Origin of the sequence: Hwangdonia sp., from assembly GCF_048381975.1 — a bacterium.
GTDB classification, from domain to species: Bacteria; Bacteroidota; Bacteroidia; order Flavobacteriales; family Flavobacteriaceae; genus Hwangdonia; species Hwangdonia seohaensis.
The window spans coordinates 294824-313214 of the sequence record NZ_JBLWYT010000002.1; the positions used below are offsets into that span (position 1 = coordinate 294824).

Here is an 18391-nt window from a genome sequence, read left to right on the forward strand (position 1 = left end):
TTGGGGAGATACTCAAGCGGCCAACGAGGGCAGACTGTAAATCTGCTGACTACGTCTTCGCAGGTTCGAATCCTGCTCTCCCCACAAAAATTTTTGCTTCGGCAGAAATTGAAAATTCCAATAGCAAAAAACAAACTTCAAAAAAAAGTTTTGTTTCAAGCTTTGGAATCGTTCATATAGGTATTGAACACCAGTTGACTGAATTCTTCAATCAATTTCGGCTTCTTCCGGGGGTTGTAATTTGATTTTTTTTATTGGAACTCATTCAAAAAAATGCGGGAGTAGCTCAGTTGGTAGAGCGTCAGCCTTCCAAGCTGAATGTCGCCAGTTCGAACCTGGTCTCCCGCTCAAAAATTCCTGCGAAGGCAGGAATCTCTTCTTTCATTATAATACAATCAAAAAAAGATTGTTTTTGAGAGAATAGGAAATTAAAAACTTTACGCCGGTGTAGCTCAGGGGTAGAGCGTTTCCTTGGTAAGGAAGAGGTCACGAGTTCAAATCTCGTCATTGGCTCTATATTTTAAAGAGTATAAAAACAGAATACACTAATATTATTATATAACTAAGATTAAATTATTAAAACATGGCAAAGGCAACTTTCGATCGTTCAAAACCACACTTAAATATTGGTACAATTGGACACGTAGATCACGGTAAAACAACTTTAACTGCTGCTATTACTAAAGTATTAGCTGATGCAGGTTTCTCAGAAGCGAGATCATTTGACCAAATTGATAACGCACCAGAAGAAAAAGAAAGAGGTATTACAATTAATACTTCACACGTAGAATATCAAACAGCAAATCGTCACTATGCACACGTTGACTGTCCAGGTCACGCGGATTACGTAAAAAACATGGTAACTGGTGCTGCACAAATGGATGGCGCTATTTTAGTAGTTGCTGCTACTGATGGACCTATGCCACAAACTCGTGAGCATATCTTATTGGGCCGTCAGGTAGGAATTCCTCGTATTGTTGTATTCATGAACAAAGTGGATATGGTTGATGACGAAGAATTACTTGAATTGGTAGATATGGAAATCAGAGACTTATTATCTTTCTATGAGTACGATGGAGATAATGGTCCGGTAATTTCTGGTTCTGCTTTAGGTGCACTTAACGGTGAGCAAAAATGGGTAGATACGGTATTGGAATTAATGAAAGCTTGTGATGAGTGGATTGAAGAGCCTGTACGTGATATGGACAAGCCTTTCTTAATGCCTATTGAAGATGTATTCTCAATTACAGGTCGTGGTACTGTTGCAACAGGTCGTATTGAGACTGGTGTAGCTAATACAGGAGATCCAGTAGAGATTATTGGTATGGGTGCTGAGAAATTAACTTCTACCATTACAGGTATCGAAATGTTCCGTCAAATATTAGATAGAGGTGAAGCAGGAGATAACGCTGGTATCTTATTAAGAGGTATTGAGAAAACTCAAATCTCAAGAGGTATGGTAATTACTAAACCTGGTTCGGTAACTCCTCACGCTAAATTTAAAGCTGAGGTTTATATCCTTAAAAAAGAAGAGGGTGGACGTCACACACCATTCCACAACAACTACCGTCCACAGTTCTACGTACGTACAACTGACGTAACAGGAAACATTGCGCTTCCTGATGGTGTTGAAATGGTTATGCCTGGAGACAACTTAACTATTACTGTTGAATTAATTCAGCCTATCGCAATGAACGTAGGTTTGCGTTTCGCAATCCGTGAAGGTGGTAGAACAGTAGGAGCAGGTCAAGTAACTGAAATTTTAGACTAAATTAAAGTTTAATAAATATAGAGTCAAGGTATCACGCGTTAGCGTGATGCCTTTTGACTTATATTTACGGGTTTAGCTCAGTTGGTAGAGCACTGGTCTCCAAAACCAGGTGTCGGGAGTTCGAGTCTCTCAACCCGTGCAAAAGTAAACAAGACATGAGACGAGAAGTTTATCCTGAGCACAGGCGAAGGAAGTCTCTCAACCCGTGCAAATAAAGAATAAAAATAAATGGCTGGAATTGTAAATTATATAAAGGAATCATTTGGAGAGCTAAAAAACAATGTGACATGGCCTACTTGGGCAGAAGCACAGAGTTTAACCGTTTTGGTTGCTGTATTTTCAATTATATTCTCTCTTGCAATATGGGGGGTTGATACAGTTTTCAGCAAAGTCATAACATTTTACTTTGATTGGATTAAATAACGTAACGTTAAAAGAAAAATTTATGTCTGAAGTAAGTGAGAAAAAATGGTACGTTGTTAGGGCTGTAAGTGGTCAGGAAAACAAAATCAAAACCTATATCGAAAACGAAATTGCTCGATTGGGGTTACAAGATTATGTGGATCAAGTATTGGTGCCTACCGAAAGAGTTGTTCAAATACGGAACGGAAAGAAAATTCATAAAGAAAAAGTTTTTTTTCCAGGATATATTATGATTCAAGCAAATTTAACGGGAGAAGTACCACATATAATTAGATCGGTTACTAACGTAATTGGTTTTTTAGGTGAAACCAAAGGAGGGGACCCTGTGCCGTTAAGACAATCTGAAGTAAACAGGATGTTGGGTAGAGTTGATGAATTGGCCGTAGAAGAAAGCGCCAATGTAGCCATACCTTTTACAAAAGGTGAAACGGTTAAAGTTATCGACGGACCTTTCAATGGATTTGATGGAACGATTGAGAAAATAAATGAAGAAAAGCGCAAACTTGAAGTTATGGTTAAAATTTTCGGAAGAAAAACACCATTGGAATTAAGTTATATGCAAGTTGAAAAAGTATAATTAGTGTTACATTAAGATAGATGGGTCTTTCGCTTCCAAAAGAGAGATAACATCAAAATTAAATTATTAAAAATGGCAAAAGAATTAGGTAAAGTAGTTAAGTTACAAGTTCGGGGAGGTGCTGCGAATCCATCGCCACCGGTTGGACCCGCTTTAGGAGCTGCAGGTGTTAACATCATGGAGTTCTGTAAGCAATTCAATGCCAGAACCCAAGATAAGCCAGGTAAAGTATTACCGGTGGTTATATCTGTTTACAAAGACAAATCATTCGACTTTGTAATTAAAACTCCACCAGCAGCTGTCCAGTTAATGGAAGCGGCAAAGGTGAAGAAGGGGTCTGGAGAGCCAAACCGAAAAAAAGTAGCTAAAGTATCTTGGGATCAGGTTAAAACCATCGCAGAAGACAAAATGGTAGATTTAAACGCATTTACAACAGAGTCGGCTATGAAAATGGTTGCTGGAACAGCAAGATCGATGGGAATAACCGTAACAGGAAAATTTCCTTCTTAATCTATTAAAGACATTAGAAAATGGCAAGATTAACAAAAAAGCAAAAAGAGGCTTTAGCAAAAATTGAAAAAGGAAAACTTTATTCTGTTGATGAAGCATCAGCATTGATTAAAGATATTACCAATACAAAATTTGACGCATCAGTTGATTTGGCAGTACGTTTAGGAGTAGATCCTCGTAAAGCCAACCAAATGGTTCGTGGTGTGGTTTCATTACCGCACGGTACTGGTAAAGACATGAAAGTATTAGCATTAGTAACACCAGACAAAGAAGCCGAAGCTAAAGAAGCTGGAGCAGATTACGTAGGTTTAGACGAGTATCTTGATAAAATCAAGAGCGGTTGGACAGACGTTGATGTTATTATAACTATGCCAAGTGTTATGGGTAAATTGGGTCCTTTAGGACGTGTATTAGGTCCTCGTGGTTTAATGCCCAACCCAAAAACAGGTACAGTAACCATGGATGTTGCAAAAGCAGTTAGCGAAGTAAAAGCTGGTAAAATTGACTTTAAAGTTGATAAAACCGGTATTGTACACGCCGCTATTGGCAAAGCATCATTTAGTGCTGATAAAATTGCGGGTAACGCAAATGAATTATTAACAACATTAATAAAACTAAAACCGACAACCGCTAAAGGCATTTACGTAAAAAGCATATTTATGTCTTCTACAATGAGCCCAAGTTTAGCGATTGATCCTAAAATTGGTTAATTAAGTTAAAACTTTAAATTATGACAAGAGAAGAAAAATCACAAGTAATTGAGGAATTAACTGCAGAATTAGCTAACAATACAAATATCTATTTAACAGATATTTCAGGATTAAATGCTGGGGCTACCTCAAATTTGCGTCGTGCTGCTTATAAGGCAAACGTGCAAATGGCAGTTGTTAAAAATACATTACTTGAAAAAGCAATGCAAGCTTCAGAAAAAGACTTTGGAGACCTTGCAACGGTTTTAAAAGGAAATACATCGGTGATGTATTCTGAAACAGGTAATGCACCAGCTAAGTTAATTAAAAACTTCCGTAAAAAATCAGAAAAACCTTTATTAAAAGGCGCATTTATTGAAGAAGCAGTTTATTTGGGTGACGATCAACTGGATATGTTGGTTGATATTAAATCTAAAGAAGAATTAATTGGAGAAATTGTAGGTTTATTACAATCTCCTGCTAAAAATGTTATTTCTGCACTTAAATCGGGTGGAGGAACCATTGCTGGTATTATTAAAACACTATCTGAAAAAGAAGGATAGTATTAACAAGTACGCACTTATTACAAATATATTATTATCACAAAATTATTAAAACGATAGAAAAATGGCAGATTTAAAAGAATTCGCAGAACAATTAGTTAACCTTACTGTAAAAGAAGTAAACGAGTTAGCAACTATATTAAAAGATGAGTATGGTATCGAGCCTGCTGCTGCTGCTGCTGCAGTTGCTGTTGCCGGTCCTGCTGCAGGTGGTGAAGCTGAAGAAGCTCAAACTGAATTTGATGTAATCCTTAAAGCCGCTGGTGGTTCTAAATTAGCAGTTGTAAAATTAGTTAAAGAATTAACTGGTTTAGGATTAAAAGAAGCTAAAGGTTTAGTTGACGATGCTCCATCTCCAATTAAAGAGGCAGTTACCAAAGACGAAGCTGAAGCATTAAAAGCACAGTTAGAAGAAGCAGGAGCTGAGGTTGAGCTTAAGTAAGCCTACCATCCCAACAACACAAAGGTTTAGGTCTGAAGCATACGCTATCAGACCTAGACCATTTTGCGTATAATGGCATTATACCAAATAAAACTCAAAACAACATACACATAATCGAATTGTATATTGTTGTTTAATCAGCGTTTTAACACGCTTTCACTATTTATTTTTAATCATAATTCCGTCCATTGATGTTATCAACACAAGCTGAAAGATTAAATTTCTCGTCTATTGTAAATAGAACAGAATACCCAGATTTCTTGGATATTCAGATAAAATCCTTCCAGGATTTTTTCCAATTAGAAACTAAATCAGAAGAAAGAGGTGATGAAGGTCTTTACAACACCTTTATGGAAAACTTTCCAATCACAGATTCACGTAATCAATTTGTTTTAGAGTTTTTAGATTACTTTGTAGATCCACCAAGATATGCTATAGAAGAGTGTATTGAAAGAGGTCTTACATACAGCGTTCCACTAAAGGCAAGGTTAAAATTATATTGTACAGATCCTGAACATGAGGATTTCGAGACCATTGTTCAAGATGTTTATTTAGGAACCATACCTTACATGACACCTTCTGGTACGTTTTGTATTAATGGTGCCGAACGCGTGGTAGTATCTCAACTGCATAGATCTCCGGGGGTATTCTTTGGACAATCATTCCATGCCAATGGAACAAAATTATATTCTGCAAGGGTTATTCCTTTTAAAGGCTCTTGGATAGAATTTGCTACAGATATCAATCAAGTGATGTACGCTTACATTGATAGAAAGAAAAAATTACCGGTAACAACGCTTTTTAGAGCTATTGGCTTTGAGCGCGATAAAGACATTTTAGAGATTTTCGATCTTGCTGAAGAAGTTAAAGTATCAAAATCCGGATTAAAAAAATATTTAGGACGAAAGCTTGCGGCACGTGTTCTTAACACATGGCATGAAGATTTTGTTGATGAAGACACAGGAGAAGTAGTATCTATCGAGCGTAACGAAATTGTGCTAGATCGTGATACGGTACTTGATAAAGAAAATATTGAAGAAATTCTTGAAGCTGAAGTAAAAACGATTCTTTTACACAAAGAAACTTCAGAGCAAGGTGATTATGCCATTATTCATAACACGCTTCAAAAAGATCCAACAAACTCTGAGAAGGAGGCTGTTGAGCATATCTATAGACAATTGCGTAATGCGGAGCCGCCAGATGAGGAAACCGCAAGAGGCATTATTGATAAATTATTCTTCTCAGACCAACGTTACTCTTTAGGTGAGGTTGGCCGTTACAGAATGAACAAAAAATTAGGTCTTGATATTGGCATGGATAAGCAAGTGCTTACCAAAGAAGATATCATCACCATTATAAAATATTTAATCGAGCTTATCAACTCTAAAGCAGAGATTGATGATATTGATCACTTATCAAACCGTCGTGTACGTACGGTTGGTGAGCAATTATCTCAACAATTTGGTGTTGGTTTAGCACGTATGGCACGTACTATTCGTGAGCGAATGAACGTTCGTGATAACGAGGTGTTTACACCAATAGATTTGATTAATGCCAAGACTTTATCGTCTGTAATTAACTCTTTCTTTGGTACCAATCAGCTTTCGCAATTCATGGACCAAACCAATCCTCTTGCAGAAATTACGCATAAGCGTCGTTTATCTGCCTTAGGACCTGGAGGTTTATCTCGTGAAAGAGCAGGATTCGAGGTTCGTGATGTACACTATACACACTACGGAAGACTTTGTCCCATTGAAACACCAGAGGGACCAAACATTGGTTTAATCTCTTCACTTTCAGTGTATGCTAAAGTGAATTCTATGGGGTTCATTGAAACGCCTTACAGAAAAGTTACAGATGGTGTTGTAGATATCAAAAACGAGCCAACGTATTTAAGTGCTGAAGAAGAAGAAGAAAAATTAATCGCTCAGGCAACTGTTGAAGTTGATGATAACGGTAAAATTTTACACGAGAAGGTTATTGCCAGAATGGAAGGCGATTTCCCAGTAATTGATCCGGCAGCTTTACATTATACCGATGTAGCTCCAAATCAAATATCGTCTATTTCGGCGTCTTTGATTCCGTTCTTAGAGCATGATGATGCGAACAGAGCTTTGATGGGATCAAACATGATGCGTCAAGCAGTGCCACTTTTACGAGTAGATGCACCAATTGTAGGTACCGGTTTAGAGCGTCAAGTTGCTTCAGATTCTCGTGTATTAATTAATGCAGAAGGCAATGGCGTAGTACTTTATGTTGATGCCAACGAGATTAAAATTCAGTACGAGCGTACCGAAGATGAGGCTAAAGTAAGTTTTGATAGCGATATTAAAACCTACGAATTGGTAAAATTCAGAAAAACAAACCAAGGAACGTCTATCAACTTAAAACCAATCGTGGTTAAGGGTGATAAAGTTACCAAAGGTCAGGTTTTATGTGAAGGTTATGCAACTCAAAAAGGAGAATTAGCTTTAGGTAGAAATATGAAAGTGGCCTTTATGCCATGGAAAGGATACAACTTTGAGGATGCGATTGTAATTTCTGAAAAAGTGGTTCGTGAAGATATTTTCACATCTATTCATATCGATGAGTATTCATTAGAGGTTAGAGATACCAAATTAGGTAACGAAGAATTGACTAACGATATTCCTAACGTTTCGGAAGAAGCGACAAAAGATTTGGATGAACACGGAATGATTCGCGTTGGTGCCGAGGTTAAACCAGGCGATATCCTTATTGGTAAAATTACACCAAAAGGAGAATCAGACCCAACACCTGAAGAAAAATTATTACGTGCCATTTTTGGAGATAAAGCCGGCGATGTTAAAGATGCTTCTTTAAAAGCTTCACCATCATTAAACGGTGTTGTTATTGAAAAGAAATTGTTTGCAAGAGCCGTAAAAGATAAGCGTAAAAGAGCGCAGGATAAAGATGATATCTTACAATTGGAAGGTATTTACGATGCGAAATTCGATGCTTTAAAAGATGTATTGGTCGAAAAGCTTTTCTCTATTGTAAATGGTAAAACGGCTCAAGGTATTTTTAACGATTTAGGTGAAGAGGTATTGCCAAAAGGTAAAAAATTCACACTTAAAATGTTAAATGCTGTTGATGATTATGCGCATTTAGTGTCAGGTAAATGGACCACAGATGAGCATACAAACAAACTTGTAGCAGATTTAATCCATAATTACAAAATAAAGGAAAACGATTTACAAGGTGCATTACGCCGCGAGAAGTTTACAATTTCAGTTGGTGATGAGTTACCTGCGGGAATCATTAAACTTGCTAAGGTTTATATTGCCAAAAAGCGTAAGCTTAAAGTAGGTGATAAAATGGCGGGACGTCACGGTAACAAAGGTATCGTTGCTCGTATCGTTCGTCAGGAAGATATGCCATTCTTAGAAGATGGAACGCCGGTTGATATTGTATTAAATCCACTTGGTGTACCGTCTCGTATGAATATCGGTCAGATTTATGAAACCGTTCTCGGATGGGCTGGCCAAAAACTAGGGCGTACTTTCGCAACACCAATTTTTGATGGAGCAACTATAGATCAAATTAACGAATTCACAGATGAAGCTGGAATTCCAAGATACGGGCATACCTATTTATACGATGGTGGAACAGGACAACGTTTCGATCAACCAGCAACGGTTGGTGTGATTTATATGTTGAAACTTGGCCATATGGTTGACGATAAAATGCACGCGCGTTCTATCGGGCCTTACTCATTAATTACGCAACAGCCGCTTGGTGGTAAAGCACAATTTGGTGGTCAGCGTTTTGGTGAGATGGAAGTTTGGGCACTTGAAGCTTATGGCGCATCAAGTACCTTACGTGAAATTTTAACTGTAAAATCTGATGATGTGATTGGAAGAGCCAAAACTTACGAAGCTATTGTAAAAGGCGAACCCATGCCAGATCCAGGGTTGCCGGAATCATTCAACGTGCTTATGCATGAACTGAAAGGTCTAGGTTTGGATATCAGATTAGAGGAGTAGTTAATTAATTAAAATCATTTCAACCATATATTATGGCAAGAAAACAAGATAAACATACAGTAAAGAGATTTAACAAAATCTCCATTGGTTTAGCATCACCAGAATCTATTTTAGCAGAATCTAGAGGTGAGGTTTTAAAACCAGAAACTATCAATTATCGAACTCACAAACCAGAACGTGATGGTTTGTTCTGTGAGCGTATTTTTGGCCCTGTAAAGGATTACGAATGTGCTTGTGGTAAATATAAAAGAATTCGTTATAAAGGTATTGTTTGCGACCGTTGTGGTGTAGAAGTTACAGAAAAGAAAGTGCGTAGAGATCGCGTAGGACACATCAACCTTGTTGTGCCTGTTGCCCATATCTGGTACTTCCGTTCGTTACCAAACAAAATAGGTTACTTACTTGGTTTGCCGTCTAAGAAATTAGATATGATTATTTACTACGAACGTTATGTAGTAATTCAACCGGGTAATGCCAAAAATGAAGAAGGTGAGCCATTGCAAAAATTGGATTTCCTTACTGAAGAAGAATACCTAAACATTTTAGAAACACTTCCTCAAGATAATCAATATTTAGATGACGACGACCCAAATAAGTTTTTGGCTAAAATGGGAGCGGAGTGTTTAATTGAATTATTAGCAAGAATCGATTTACAAGCGCTGTCTTACGAATTGCGTCATAAAGCCAATACAGAAACGTCTAAACAACGTAAAACTGAAGCTTTAAAACGTTTACAAGTGGTTGAAGCCTTACGTGAATCTAACAATAACAGGGAAAATCGTCCGGAGTGGATGATTATGAAGGTTGTGCCAATCATACCGCCAGAATTACGTCCTTTAGTGCCGTTAGATGGTGGTCGTTTCGCAACGTCCGATTTAAATGATTTATACCGTCGTGTGATTATCCGTAACAACCGTCTTAAAAGATTGGTTGAGATAAAAGCACCAGAGGTGATTTTACGTAACGAAAAACGTATGTTACAAGAATCTGTCGATTCATTGTTTGATAACACACGTAAATCGTCTGCAGTAAAAACAGATTCCAACAGACCATTAAAATCGTTATCCGATTCACTTAAAGGTAAGCAAGGGCGTTTCCGTCAAAACTTACTTGGTAAGCGTGTTGATTATTCGGCGCGTTCGGTAATTGTTGTTGGACCGGAATTGAGGTTGTTCGAATGTGGTATTCCAAAAAATATGGCAGCCGAATTATACAAACCTTTCGTAATTAGAAAATTAATTGAAAGAGGTATTGTAAAAACCGTAAAATCTGCAAAGAAAATTATAGATAAAAGAGAGCCTGTGGTTTGGGATATTTTAGAGAATGTTTTAAAAGGACATCCAGTACTTTTAAATCGTGCTCCTACCTTACACAGACTTGGTATACAAGCATTTCAACCTAAGCTTATTGAAGGTAAAGCGATTCAGTTACACCCATTAGTGTGTACGGCGTTTAATGCCGATTTTGATGGTGACCAGATGGCGGTGCATTTACCACTTGGGCCAGAAGCTATTTTAGAGTGCCAGTTATTAATGTTGGCATCTCACAATATCTTAAACCCAGCAAATGGTTCGCCAGTAACGGTACCTTCTCAAGATATGGTACTTGGTCTTTATTATATGACCAAGTTGCGTGAGTCTACGCCAGAAATGCCAGTAAAAGGTGAAGGATTGACTTTTTATTCTCCAGAAGAAGTGGTAATAGCTTTTAACGAGAAAAGAGTGGATTTAAATGCAGGTATTAAAGTAAGAACAATCGATCTTAATGAAGACGGCAAACTTGATAAAATGATTGTTGAAACCACGGTGGGTCGTGTGTTGTTTAATCAACACGTACCACAAGCGGCTGGATACATCAATCAGGTATTGACTAAAAAATCGTTAAGGGATATAATTGGAAAAATTCTTAAAGTAACCTCGGTTCCTGAAACGGCTGATTTCTTAGATGCAATTAGAACTTTAGGATTCAAATTTGCATTCCAAGGTGGATTATCATTCAGTTTAGGTGATATTATCATTCCGCCGGAAAAGCAAGGTATGATTGATAAAGCCAATGGTTTAGTTGATGGTATTACGGGTAACTATAACATGGGGCTTATTACCAATAACGAACGTTACAACCAAGTTATTGATATTTGGACGTCAACAAATGCGGAATTGACCGAGTTGTCGATGAAGCGTATCCGAGAAGACCAACAAGGGTTTAACTCGGTATTTATGATGCTTGATTCTGGAGCTCGTGGATCTAAAGAACAGATTCGTCAGCTTACCGGTATGCGTGGATTAATGGCGAAACCTAAAAAATCGAATGCTGGTGGAGGTGAAATTATCGAAAACCCGATTCTTTCTAACTTTAAAGAAGGACTTTCAATTTTAGAATACTTTATCTCAACCCACGGTGCACGTAAAGGTCTTGCAGATACGGCTCTTAAAACGGCCGATGCTGGATACTTAACACGTCGTTTGGTAGATGTTTCACAAGATGTGATTATCAATACTGAAGATTGTGGTACGTTAAGAGGTGTTGAAGTTGAGCCATTAAAGAAGAATGATGAGGTTGTTGAAACTTTAGAAGAAAGAATAGTTGGCCGTGTATCTTTAAACGATGTTTATAATCCTTTAACAGATGAGTTGTTGGTTGCAGCCGGCGAACTTATTGATGACGATATAGCAAAAGCTATTGAAGCCTCACCAATTGATGCTGTCGAAGTACGTTCGGCATTAAGCTGTGAAGCCTTAAAAGGTATTTGTGCCAAATGTTACGGTCGTAATTTAGCGACAGGTAAAATGGTACAACGTGGCGAAGCTGTTGGTGTTGTTGCTGCACAATCTATTGGAGAACCTGGAACCCAGTTAACATTGCGTACGTTCCACGTAGGTGGTATTGCCGGTAACATTTCAGAGGATAATAAATTGGCTGTTAAGTTTAACGGTATTGCCGAAATAGAAGATTTAAAAACCGTAAAAGGTAAAGATAGCGAAGGTAATGATGTAGATATTGTAATCTCGCGTACATCCGAACTTAAATTAACAGATAAGAAAACGGGTATTGTTTTAAGTACCAACAATATCCCTTATGGTTCTACCATTTATGTTAAAAATGGTCAAGAGCTAAGTAAAGGCGATGTGGTTTGTCAATGGGATCCATACAACGGTGTTATTATTTCAGAATTTGCTGGTAAAGTAAAATATGAAAACATCGAGCAAGGGGTAACCTATCAGGTAGAAATTGATGAACAAACCGGTTTCCAAGAAAAAGTAATTTCAGAATCTAGAAACAAAAAACTAATACCAACGCTTCATATTGAAGATGGTAAAGGTGAAATTATTCGTTCTTATAACTTACCTGTTGGAGCGCATTTAATGATTGACGACGGAGAAAAGATTATTATCGGTAAGGTATTGGTTAAAATTCCTCGTAAATCTGCAAAAGCGGGTGATATTACAGGAGGTTTACCACGTGTAACCGAGTTGTTCGAAGCACGTAACCCTTCAAATCCAGCAGTAGTTAGTGCTATTGATGGTGTGGTATCTTTCGGAAAAATTAAGCGTGGTAATCGTGAGATTATTGTAGAATCGAAATCGGGCGATATTAAGAAATACTTAGTAAAATTATCTAATCAAATCCTTGTACAGGAAAACGATTATGTAAAAGCGGGTATGCCTTTATCTGATGGTTCTATTACACCAAACGATATTTTAAATATCAAAGGACCATCGGCCGTACAACAATACTTAGTAAACGAAGTACAGGAAGTATATCGTTTGCAAGGTGTGAAAATTAACGATAAGCACTTCGAGGTTGTTGTTCGTCAAATGATGCGTAAAGTACGTATTATTGATTCTGGAGATACTATTTTCTTAGAAGATCAATTGGCTCATAAAGCAGATTTCATTCAAGAAAACGATGAAATTTTCGGAATGAAAGTGATTGAAGACGCAGGTGATTCAACAAACTTAAAAGCGGGACAAATTATTTCACCTCGCGAATTAAGAGATGAAAACTCCATTTTACGTCGAGAAGATAAAAATCTTGTAGTTGCAAGAGATGCGCAGCCAGCAACGGCTACACCAATATTGCAAGGTATTACAAGAGCATCGCTTCAAACAAAATCATTTATTTCTGCGGCATCCTTCCAAGAAACCACTAAGGTTCTTAACGAAGCAGCCGTAGCAGGTAAAGTTGATACTTTAGAAGGACTTAAAGAAAATGTAATTGTTGGACATAGAATTCCAGCAGGTACAGGTATGCGTAACTATACGGATATTATTGTAGGTTCTAAAGAAGAATTTGATGAAATGATGCAAGTAAAAAAAGAGTTAAATTATAACTAAATGAGACTCGGCATATACTAGCCAAAGGCGCTGTGTATGGCGTAAGTCGAATTTATGCTGAGCCTAGTCGAAGCATCTAATAAAAAAAAAGCCTTCATGTAAATAAACTTGGAGGCTTTTTATATTCTAAATACTAATATTATGGCAGAAGAAAAAGATAAACAAAAACAGGGGCAGATAAATATTGAATTGGATGAAACGGTTGCCGAAGGGATTTATTCCAACTTGGCAATCATCAATCACTCCGTATCAGAGTTTGTAATAGACTTTGTAAAAATTATGCCCGGGGTGCCTAAAAGTAAGGTGAAATCTAGAATTATTTTAACGCCTCAGCACGCCAAACGTCTGTTAAAAGCTTTAAATGATAATGTTTCTAGGTTTGAAAATGCACATGGCGAAATTAAAGATTATGAGCAACCGCCCATACCATTAAATTTTGGGCCTACGGGTCAAGCATAAACAAAAAAAGCCTTTGTTCCATTGATGGAGTTTAAAGGCTTTTTTTATAGCATATAACTTTAATGATTTCTTTCATTTACCATTTAGGGTATGCTTAGCCACTTTAAAGGTTTTTCCAGCAACATCTGCCAACCAGCCCAAATGGGCTTTGGGGTCCTTGCTCAATTCTATTAAAATATCTTTCGATGTTTCGGCAAATTGGCTTCCATCTTTAACAAACTGTGCGGGCTGGTTAGCCCTATTTAAAATGTATGAATTGGCATCGATACCAGCTTGCATGGCAATTTTTAATATAAATTCGGCACGTAAAGCTTTGTACGATGGGTAGGTGCCTTCAAAAATACCGGCAATGGTACCCGCAAATTTAGGGTCTTCTTTACACCGTGCTATAAGAATTTTTAGAAAAGACATCCACAAAGGGCTCAAGGTTTTGTTTCTGCCAAATTGCACCAGTAAATTAGACAAGGCAAAATCGTATTCCAGTTCACTCTCAATTTTTGTTTGATAACCCGCCAACGCAGCATAAGAAAAGTCGTTTTGTTCTGAGCATTTTTTAATTTCTACTGAGGCCCATCGAGCACTTAAAACCGCATATTGAATACCATCACCACTAAGCGGATTAATTAATCCGGCAGCCTCACCGATAAACATCGCTCTATCTGAAATAATGGGGTTTTGCGAGTTATAAAAAGTAATGGGCCACCCCTGGATTTTTTCAATGGCTTTTCCTTTTCCTAAGCGTTTTTTTAAATCTGGATTACTTTCAATGAAGTTTGAAAAACACTTTCGAACTTCCGAAGCTTGTTGCGGGCATGTTTTAAAAACCATGGCCATTCCAACATTGGCGCCATTCTCTCCCTTTGGGAAAAGCCAATAAATCCCTGGGAAATTTACTTTGCTAAAGTAAACGTCTACGCGGTTTTTTGGGCCGTTTACATTTTTGAAATACGAGCGTAACCCCAATAATTGATAAGCCGGGTCTGGCATGTTGCCTCGCAGTTTTCGTCCGACTAACGATCGACTCCCATCGGCACCAACAATTAGTTTTGACGTGATTTCCTTTTCAGAAGCTCCTTTTTTATAGGTGGTAACCACTTTGTGGGCACTAACCTTGAAATCGATAACACGGGCGTTTTCTATAAATTGGGCACCAGCAGATTTTGCCGCTTTATAAACCATATAATCCAGCTCAATTCGAGGGATAATACGCGCATGAAAAGGCAATGTTTCGGGTTTTTCCAACTGAATAAAGGTTTGGTCTTTATTCAAAAAGAGACCAACTTTTTCAATAGAATTGGCTTTTTTGAAAGCTTCGGTTTGGGTAATTCCAATATCATGAAGCTCTTTTAACGCGATAGGGCTTACACCATCACCACAAACCTTGTCTCTTGGAAAACGCTCAGCTTCAACCACAATGGTTTTAATATTTATTTTTGATAAGTGATGCGCTAAAGCACTTCCAGCAGGTCCACCGCCTACAATAAGCACGTCACAATCAAAATCTATTTTTGGACGAATCTGTATCATCCTTAATAATTTCTATTAATCATATACATGATGATGGTTTCTATAAAAGCCTTGTCTTCAGTATCTTTTAAGTGCGAAAAATGGGTGTAAAACTCCTTTAAAGCCGCTCCTGCCAAATATTGACTGGTTTTTTTTGCATGGTCAATGGATTTATATTGATGCATGAGATCAAGAATTTGTTTAGCATCGGCCAGATCTCTGCCCAACATAGGCGTACCCAAATAACCTTTGATAAAACGGTGTTCTTCGGAAGTACATTCCGAAAGTAAATGTATCAGCATCAAGGTGCGTTTTCCTTCAATAATATCCCCGCCAATTTCTTTACCATAAGCGCTTTCTTCCCCGATCAAGTTGAGAATATCGTCTTGGATTTGAAATGCAGCACCCATAAAATATCCCAATCTATTAAAGGAATCGGGGTTTATTACACCGTTACTGCCAATTAGCGCACCAATGCGAATGGGTTGAATACAAGTGTACCAACAAGTTTTTTTAAGTATCATACGCAGATAATCCTTTTCGGTGAGATCGCAGCGATTGTCTTGTCGCCAACCGAGTTCCAAGGCTTGGCCTTCAGCCGATTCGGTAATGAGATGATACACCTCTAAAAAAATGCGTTGTGCAAGTTTATCACCCAAAAGTTCTTTGTTTCGCCAAAGCGGATAAAGGCTCAACGCATTCATCATGTCGCCAACGTTAATGGCTATTGCCCGACTATGAGCGCTGTGCATGGTTGGTTTATTGCGCCGGAAAGCACTTTCATCTTCCACATCGTCATGGATAAGAAAAGCGTTGTGAAGCATTTCTAAAGTCACTGCTGTAAATTTTGCTTGGTGTAATTGACCACCATGAGCCTTACAGCTTGCAATGCACAACCCGGGTCTGAACCCTTTACCTCCTCGGTTGGGATAGTCTAAAATAAGGTCGTATAAATAATGTTTAGGTTCTTTTTCGGGCACAAATGCATGAATACCACGAAGCGTTTCAGCGCCGTAGTATTTCAATTTTGATTTCATTTGTGGCACATCCATACGGTGATATTTTAGCGGTTAGTTGGTTTTGTTTTAATACGTCATTCGATGACTTTTAAAGCAATAAGAACACGAATTTGCGGGTTGTTAATGCAGGTAATAAAAGCATTGTAATCGCCCGGAACGGCATTTTTAGGAAGATTTATGGTTATACTTATATCCTTTTCCTCTTTGGGTTTGAGTTGTGTTTTTTTAGGTTGTATGATTATAGAACGAAGACTGATTTTTTGATTTCCGCTACCAATAAAATCGGATTTTCTAAACGCGATGGTCTTGGGTTTACCAGCGGTATCTTCATACATAATTAGGTTGAGGGTAACGGATTCTCCCGGTTTCATCGGGTTTTCAGGTTCTAGTACGATAACGTCTGGACTTGGTTTTTTTGATGCTGCTTTTGGTTTTGTTTTTTTCTTGCTTTGATTTTCCTTTTCGTTCTTAAGCGTTTCAATAACCTCATTCATTTGGGCGGTAATGGCGGCAAATCCGTCTATGACCAAATCCAGCACTTCATGCGAATCACGACGGATTCGATTCATTAAGGCATCAGGGTCGCTCCTAATTTCATCTACGTCAATGAGTTTTTTTTCAATTTTTTTAGCCGCTAAAATACCCGCAGCTATTTCTTCTTCTAAAACATTTACTGCGGAATTCACAATACTTTGTGCTTTGTTCATCACGCGGTCAGAATCAATCCAAGGTTCACCTTCGCGATTTTTACCTTTGCTGGAACCTTGCTTATTTTTTGGATTGTCTTTTTGTTTTGGCATGGGCTGATTTTGTTAAAAAAGGTTCTACTGTAAGCTGGATTCTAAAAAAAGAAGGTTCAAATCCTATTACGGTTACATCACTAAAATAGGTATCGGGAGGCGTGTTTTTAGGAACTTGAACACCAATTTTAACCGTGCTTGACTCATCGGGCTCTTGGGTAAATTTTTGTGGTTTGAACGTGGTTTTTATCGAAGGGAATTCGGCGTCATTTTCATCGACGAAGTTAGAGTTTACCAATTCGCAGTTGGCCACCTCGGTTTTCGTGTTTTCTAAAATAAACTCCAACGCAGCTTTAGAACCGGCATTAACATTGGCCGTGAGCACAAACGCAGGTTCGGCTTCGGGTGTCGTTTCGGGTGCTGTTTTTTTCAACATCGTGTCCAACATTCCAAATCCAAGTGCCATGGCGTTGTTGTAGTATTCCAAATTTAGTTTTGCAAATGCATTAAAAGCTTTGCTGTACTGCTCGGGTTTAAAAACAAAAAGATTATTGGGCTTGTTTGGTTGTTTGCTCCACTCGTTAAATACCTTAAACCCTTGTTCGATATACTTTTTATTGAGCTCCAGAGTATGTTTGAACAATTTCTCTAAAGGTTGCTTGTCATTTGTTTCAGCCATGCCTTTTTAGATTTTAACTTCGGGTCGTTGCGCGTTCTTTTGGTTCGCAGTAGAAATGCGATTTCCAACTCTGCCATTTTAATTTGAATTTTTTCTCTTCGTATGGCGTAACAATAGGCGCGCTGTGGTCTCCAACGGAAACGGTTAAACAAATATTTTGATTGTACTCCTTTTCACGAAGTACGATTTCTGCCGTATAAACACCGTCTTTAAAATTTACTAGGTCGAGACTTATAAGTACGCGTTCAGATGTGTTTGGTTGCAGCGACACACTATTTTTATTGAGCAGAGGTTGTGCTGTTGCAAGTTTACCGTCTTGATCTTTTAATTCGCGAGCCCCAATTTTATAGGTTTTGGGCTTTTGGCAATTGTTTTTTACAACAAAAGGTATGATTATGCGCTCTCCAGCCATGGCTTTTCTGTTAATAGAGGCAATACAATGCGGCGGGCATTTTTCTTTTGGGGCACAGCAATCGTCAGAATTTAAAATAGCTTTGATGGGGTCGAGGGCATTTTTCCCAAGTTGCCCTATTTGCTTGTTGACTTGTGTGTTGTTGCCCAACACATTTTCCAACATGGTACCATAAAATTGCATGGACATATCGGACAGTGTTTGTATGTTTTCCATAACAGAATCGCTGAACACATTGGAGTTGAGTTTCTTGTTTTCCATGT

General features: G+C 38.0%; 15 protein-coding genes and 4 tRNA genes. 14 read left to right on the forward strand and 5 right to left on the reverse strand.

The window, feature by feature from the left end; translation table 11 throughout:
• Positions 1-2 precede the first annotated feature (2 nt).
• From ACN5J7_RS05200 to ACN5J7_RS05265, 14 genes are all read left to right on the forward strand, one after another.
• Positions 3-84, forward strand: a tRNA-Tyr gene (locus ACN5J7_RS05200).
• Between the two features lie 191 nt (positions 85-275).
• A tRNA-Gly gene (locus ACN5J7_RS05205) sits at positions 276-348 on the forward strand.
• A 93-nt stretch (positions 349-441) separates the two neighbouring features.
• A tRNA-Thr gene (locus ACN5J7_RS05210) sits at positions 442-513 on the forward strand.
• Positions 514-583: 70 nt separating this feature from the next.
• Entirely contained in the window at positions 584-1771 is a 1188-nt protein-coding gene (gene tuf / locus ACN5J7_RS05215) for an elongation factor Tu (RefSeq protein WP_311941558.1), read from the forward strand.
• Between the two features lie 66 nt (positions 1772-1837).
• Positions 1838-1910: transfer RNA gene (locus tag ACN5J7_RS05220), tRNA-Trp, on the forward strand.
• Between the two features lie 89 nt (positions 1911-1999).
• On the forward strand, positions 2000-2194 hold the full coding sequence (gene secE / locus ACN5J7_RS05225) for a preprotein translocase subunit SecE (protein WP_311941562.1): 195 nt from the start codon (positions 2000-2002) through the stop codon (positions 2192-2194).
• Between the two features lie 22 nt (positions 2195-2216).
• Positions 2217-2771, forward strand: coding sequence for a transcription termination/antitermination protein NusG (gene nusG, locus ACN5J7_RS05230; RefSeq protein WP_311941566.1), 555 nt, complete (start codon positions 2217-2219; stop codon positions 2769-2771).
• A 72-nt stretch (positions 2772-2843) separates the two neighbouring features.
• Positions 2844-3281 carry a 50S ribosomal protein L11 gene (gene rplK / locus ACN5J7_RS05235; RefSeq protein WP_034040671.1) on the forward strand — a complete coding sequence of 146 codons (438 nt, stop codon included), beginning with the start codon at positions 2844-2846 and terminating at the stop codon, positions 3279-3281.
• 20 nt (positions 3282-3301) lie between these two features.
• Complete coding sequence (gene rplA, locus ACN5J7_RS05240) at positions 3302-3991, forward strand: 50S ribosomal protein L1 (protein WP_418603093.1); 690 nt, start codon at positions 3302-3304, stop codon at positions 3989-3991.
• 20 nt (positions 3992-4011) lie between these two features.
• Positions 4012-4533 carry a 50S ribosomal protein L10 gene (gene rplJ, locus ACN5J7_RS05245; protein WP_311941573.1) on the forward strand — a complete coding sequence of 174 codons (522 nt, stop codon included), beginning with the start codon at positions 4012-4014 and terminating at the stop codon, positions 4531-4533.
• Positions 4534-4597: 64 nt separating this feature from the next.
• Entirely contained in the window at positions 4598-4975 is a 378-nt protein-coding gene (gene rplL, locus ACN5J7_RS05250) for a 50S ribosomal protein L7/L12 (protein WP_418603094.1), read from the forward strand.
• 191 nt (positions 4976-5166) lie between these two features.
• A complete protein-coding gene (gene rpoB, locus ACN5J7_RS05255) occupies positions 5167-8979 on the forward strand; it encodes a DNA-directed RNA polymerase subunit beta (RefSeq protein ID WP_418603095.1) in 3813 nt (1270 codons plus the stop codon).
• A 32-nt stretch (positions 8980-9011) separates the two neighbouring features.
• Complete coding sequence (gene rpoC / locus ACN5J7_RS05260; protein WP_311941585.1) at positions 9012-13313, forward strand: DNA-directed RNA polymerase subunit beta'; 4302 nt, start codon at positions 9012-9014, stop codon at positions 13311-13313.
• Positions 13314-13454: 141 nt separating this feature from the next.
• The gene (locus tag ACN5J7_RS05265) at positions 13455-13772 is read left to right on the forward strand and encodes a DUF3467 domain-containing protein (RefSeq protein ID WP_311941588.1); all 318 of its coding nucleotides are present in this window, start codon (positions 13455-13457) and stop codon (positions 13770-13772) included.
• 72 nt (positions 13773-13844) lie between these two features.
• Here ACN5J7_RS05265 and ACN5J7_RS05270 read toward each other — a convergent pair whose 3' ends face one another.
• Genes ACN5J7_RS05270 through ACN5J7_RS05290 form a run of 5 tightly spaced genes read right to left on the reverse strand, consistent with a single transcriptional unit; the run spans position 13845 to position 18389 of the window.
• Entirely contained in the window at positions 13845-15299 is a 1455-nt protein-coding gene (locus tag ACN5J7_RS05270) for a geranylgeranyl reductase family protein (protein ID WP_418603096.1), read from the reverse strand.
• Between the two features lie 2 nt (positions 15300-15301).
• Positions 15302-16330 carry a polyprenyl synthetase family protein gene (locus ACN5J7_RS05275; protein WP_418603097.1) on the reverse strand — a complete coding sequence of 343 codons (1029 nt, stop codon included), beginning with the start codon at positions 16328-16330 and terminating at the stop codon, positions 15302-15304.
• Between the two features lie 41 nt (positions 16331-16371).
• Positions 16372-17097 (reverse strand): hypothetical protein, encoded by a 726-nt coding sequence (locus ACN5J7_RS05280; protein ID WP_418603098.1) that lies wholly within the window; start codon positions 17095-17097, stop codon positions 16372-16374.
• Positions 17066-17716, reverse strand: a complete 651-nt coding sequence (locus ACN5J7_RS05285) for a hypothetical protein (protein WP_418603099.1) — start codon at positions 17714-17716, stop codon at positions 17066-17068. Before ACN5J7_RS05285 ends, ACN5J7_RS05280 begins: the two co-directional genes overlap by 32 nt.
• A 13-nt stretch (positions 17717-17729) precedes the next feature.
• A complete protein-coding gene (locus tag ACN5J7_RS05290; RefSeq protein ID WP_311941606.1) occupies positions 17730-18389 on the reverse strand; it encodes a hypothetical protein in 660 nt (219 codons plus the stop codon).
• Between the last annotated feature and the right edge of the window lie 2 nt (positions 18390-18391).

Coding starts and splice junctions, on each gene's coding strand:
- tuf (WP_311941558.1), top strand. CDS start 584: ATGGCAAAGGCAACTTTCGATCGTTCAAAACCACACTTAAATATTGGT.
- secE (WP_311941562.1), top strand. CDS start 2,000: ATGGCTGGAATTGTAAATTATATAAAGGAATCATTTGGAGAGCTAAAA.
- nusG (WP_311941566.1), top strand. CDS start 2,217: ATGTCTGAAGTAAGTGAGAAAAAATGGTACGTTGTTAGGGCTGTAAGT.
- rplK (WP_034040671.1), top strand. CDS start 2,844: ATGGCAAAAGAATTAGGTAAAGTAGTTAAGTTACAAGTTCGGGGAGGT.
- rplA (WP_418603093.1), top strand. CDS start 3,302: ATGGCAAGATTAACAAAAAAGCAAAAAGAGGCTTTAGCAAAAATTGAA.
- rplJ (WP_311941573.1), top strand. CDS start 4,012: ATGACAAGAGAAGAAAAATCACAAGTAATTGAGGAATTAACTGCAGAA.
- rplL (WP_418603094.1), top strand. CDS start 4,598: ATGGCAGATTTAAAAGAATTCGCAGAACAATTAGTTAACCTTACTGTA.
- rpoB (WP_418603095.1), top strand. CDS start 5,167: ATGTTATCAACACAAGCTGAAAGATTAAATTTCTCGTCTATTGTAAAT.
- rpoC (WP_311941585.1), top strand. CDS start 9,012: ATGGCAAGAAAACAAGATAAACATACAGTAAAGAGATTTAACAAAATC.
- ACN5J7_RS05265 (WP_311941588.1), top strand. CDS start 13,455: ATGGCAGAAGAAAAAGATAAACAAAAACAGGGGCAGATAAATATTGAA.
- ACN5J7_RS05270 (WP_418603096.1), bottom strand. CDS start 15,299: ATGATACAGATTCGTCCAAAAATAGATTTTGATTGTGACGTGCTTATT.
- ACN5J7_RS05275 (WP_418603097.1), bottom strand. CDS start 16,330: ATGGATGTGCCACAAATGAAATCAAAATTGAAATACTACGGCGCTGAA.
- ACN5J7_RS05280 (WP_418603098.1), bottom strand. CDS start 17,097: ATGCCAAAACAAAAAGACAATCCAAAAAATAAGCAAGGTTCCAGCAAA.
- ACN5J7_RS05285 (WP_418603099.1), bottom strand. CDS start 17,716: ATGGCTGAAACAAATGACAAGCAACCTTTAGAGAAATTGTTCAAACAT.
- ACN5J7_RS05290 (WP_311941606.1), bottom strand. CDS start 18,389: ATGGAAAACAAGAAACTCAACTCCAATGTGTTCAGCGATTCTGTTATG.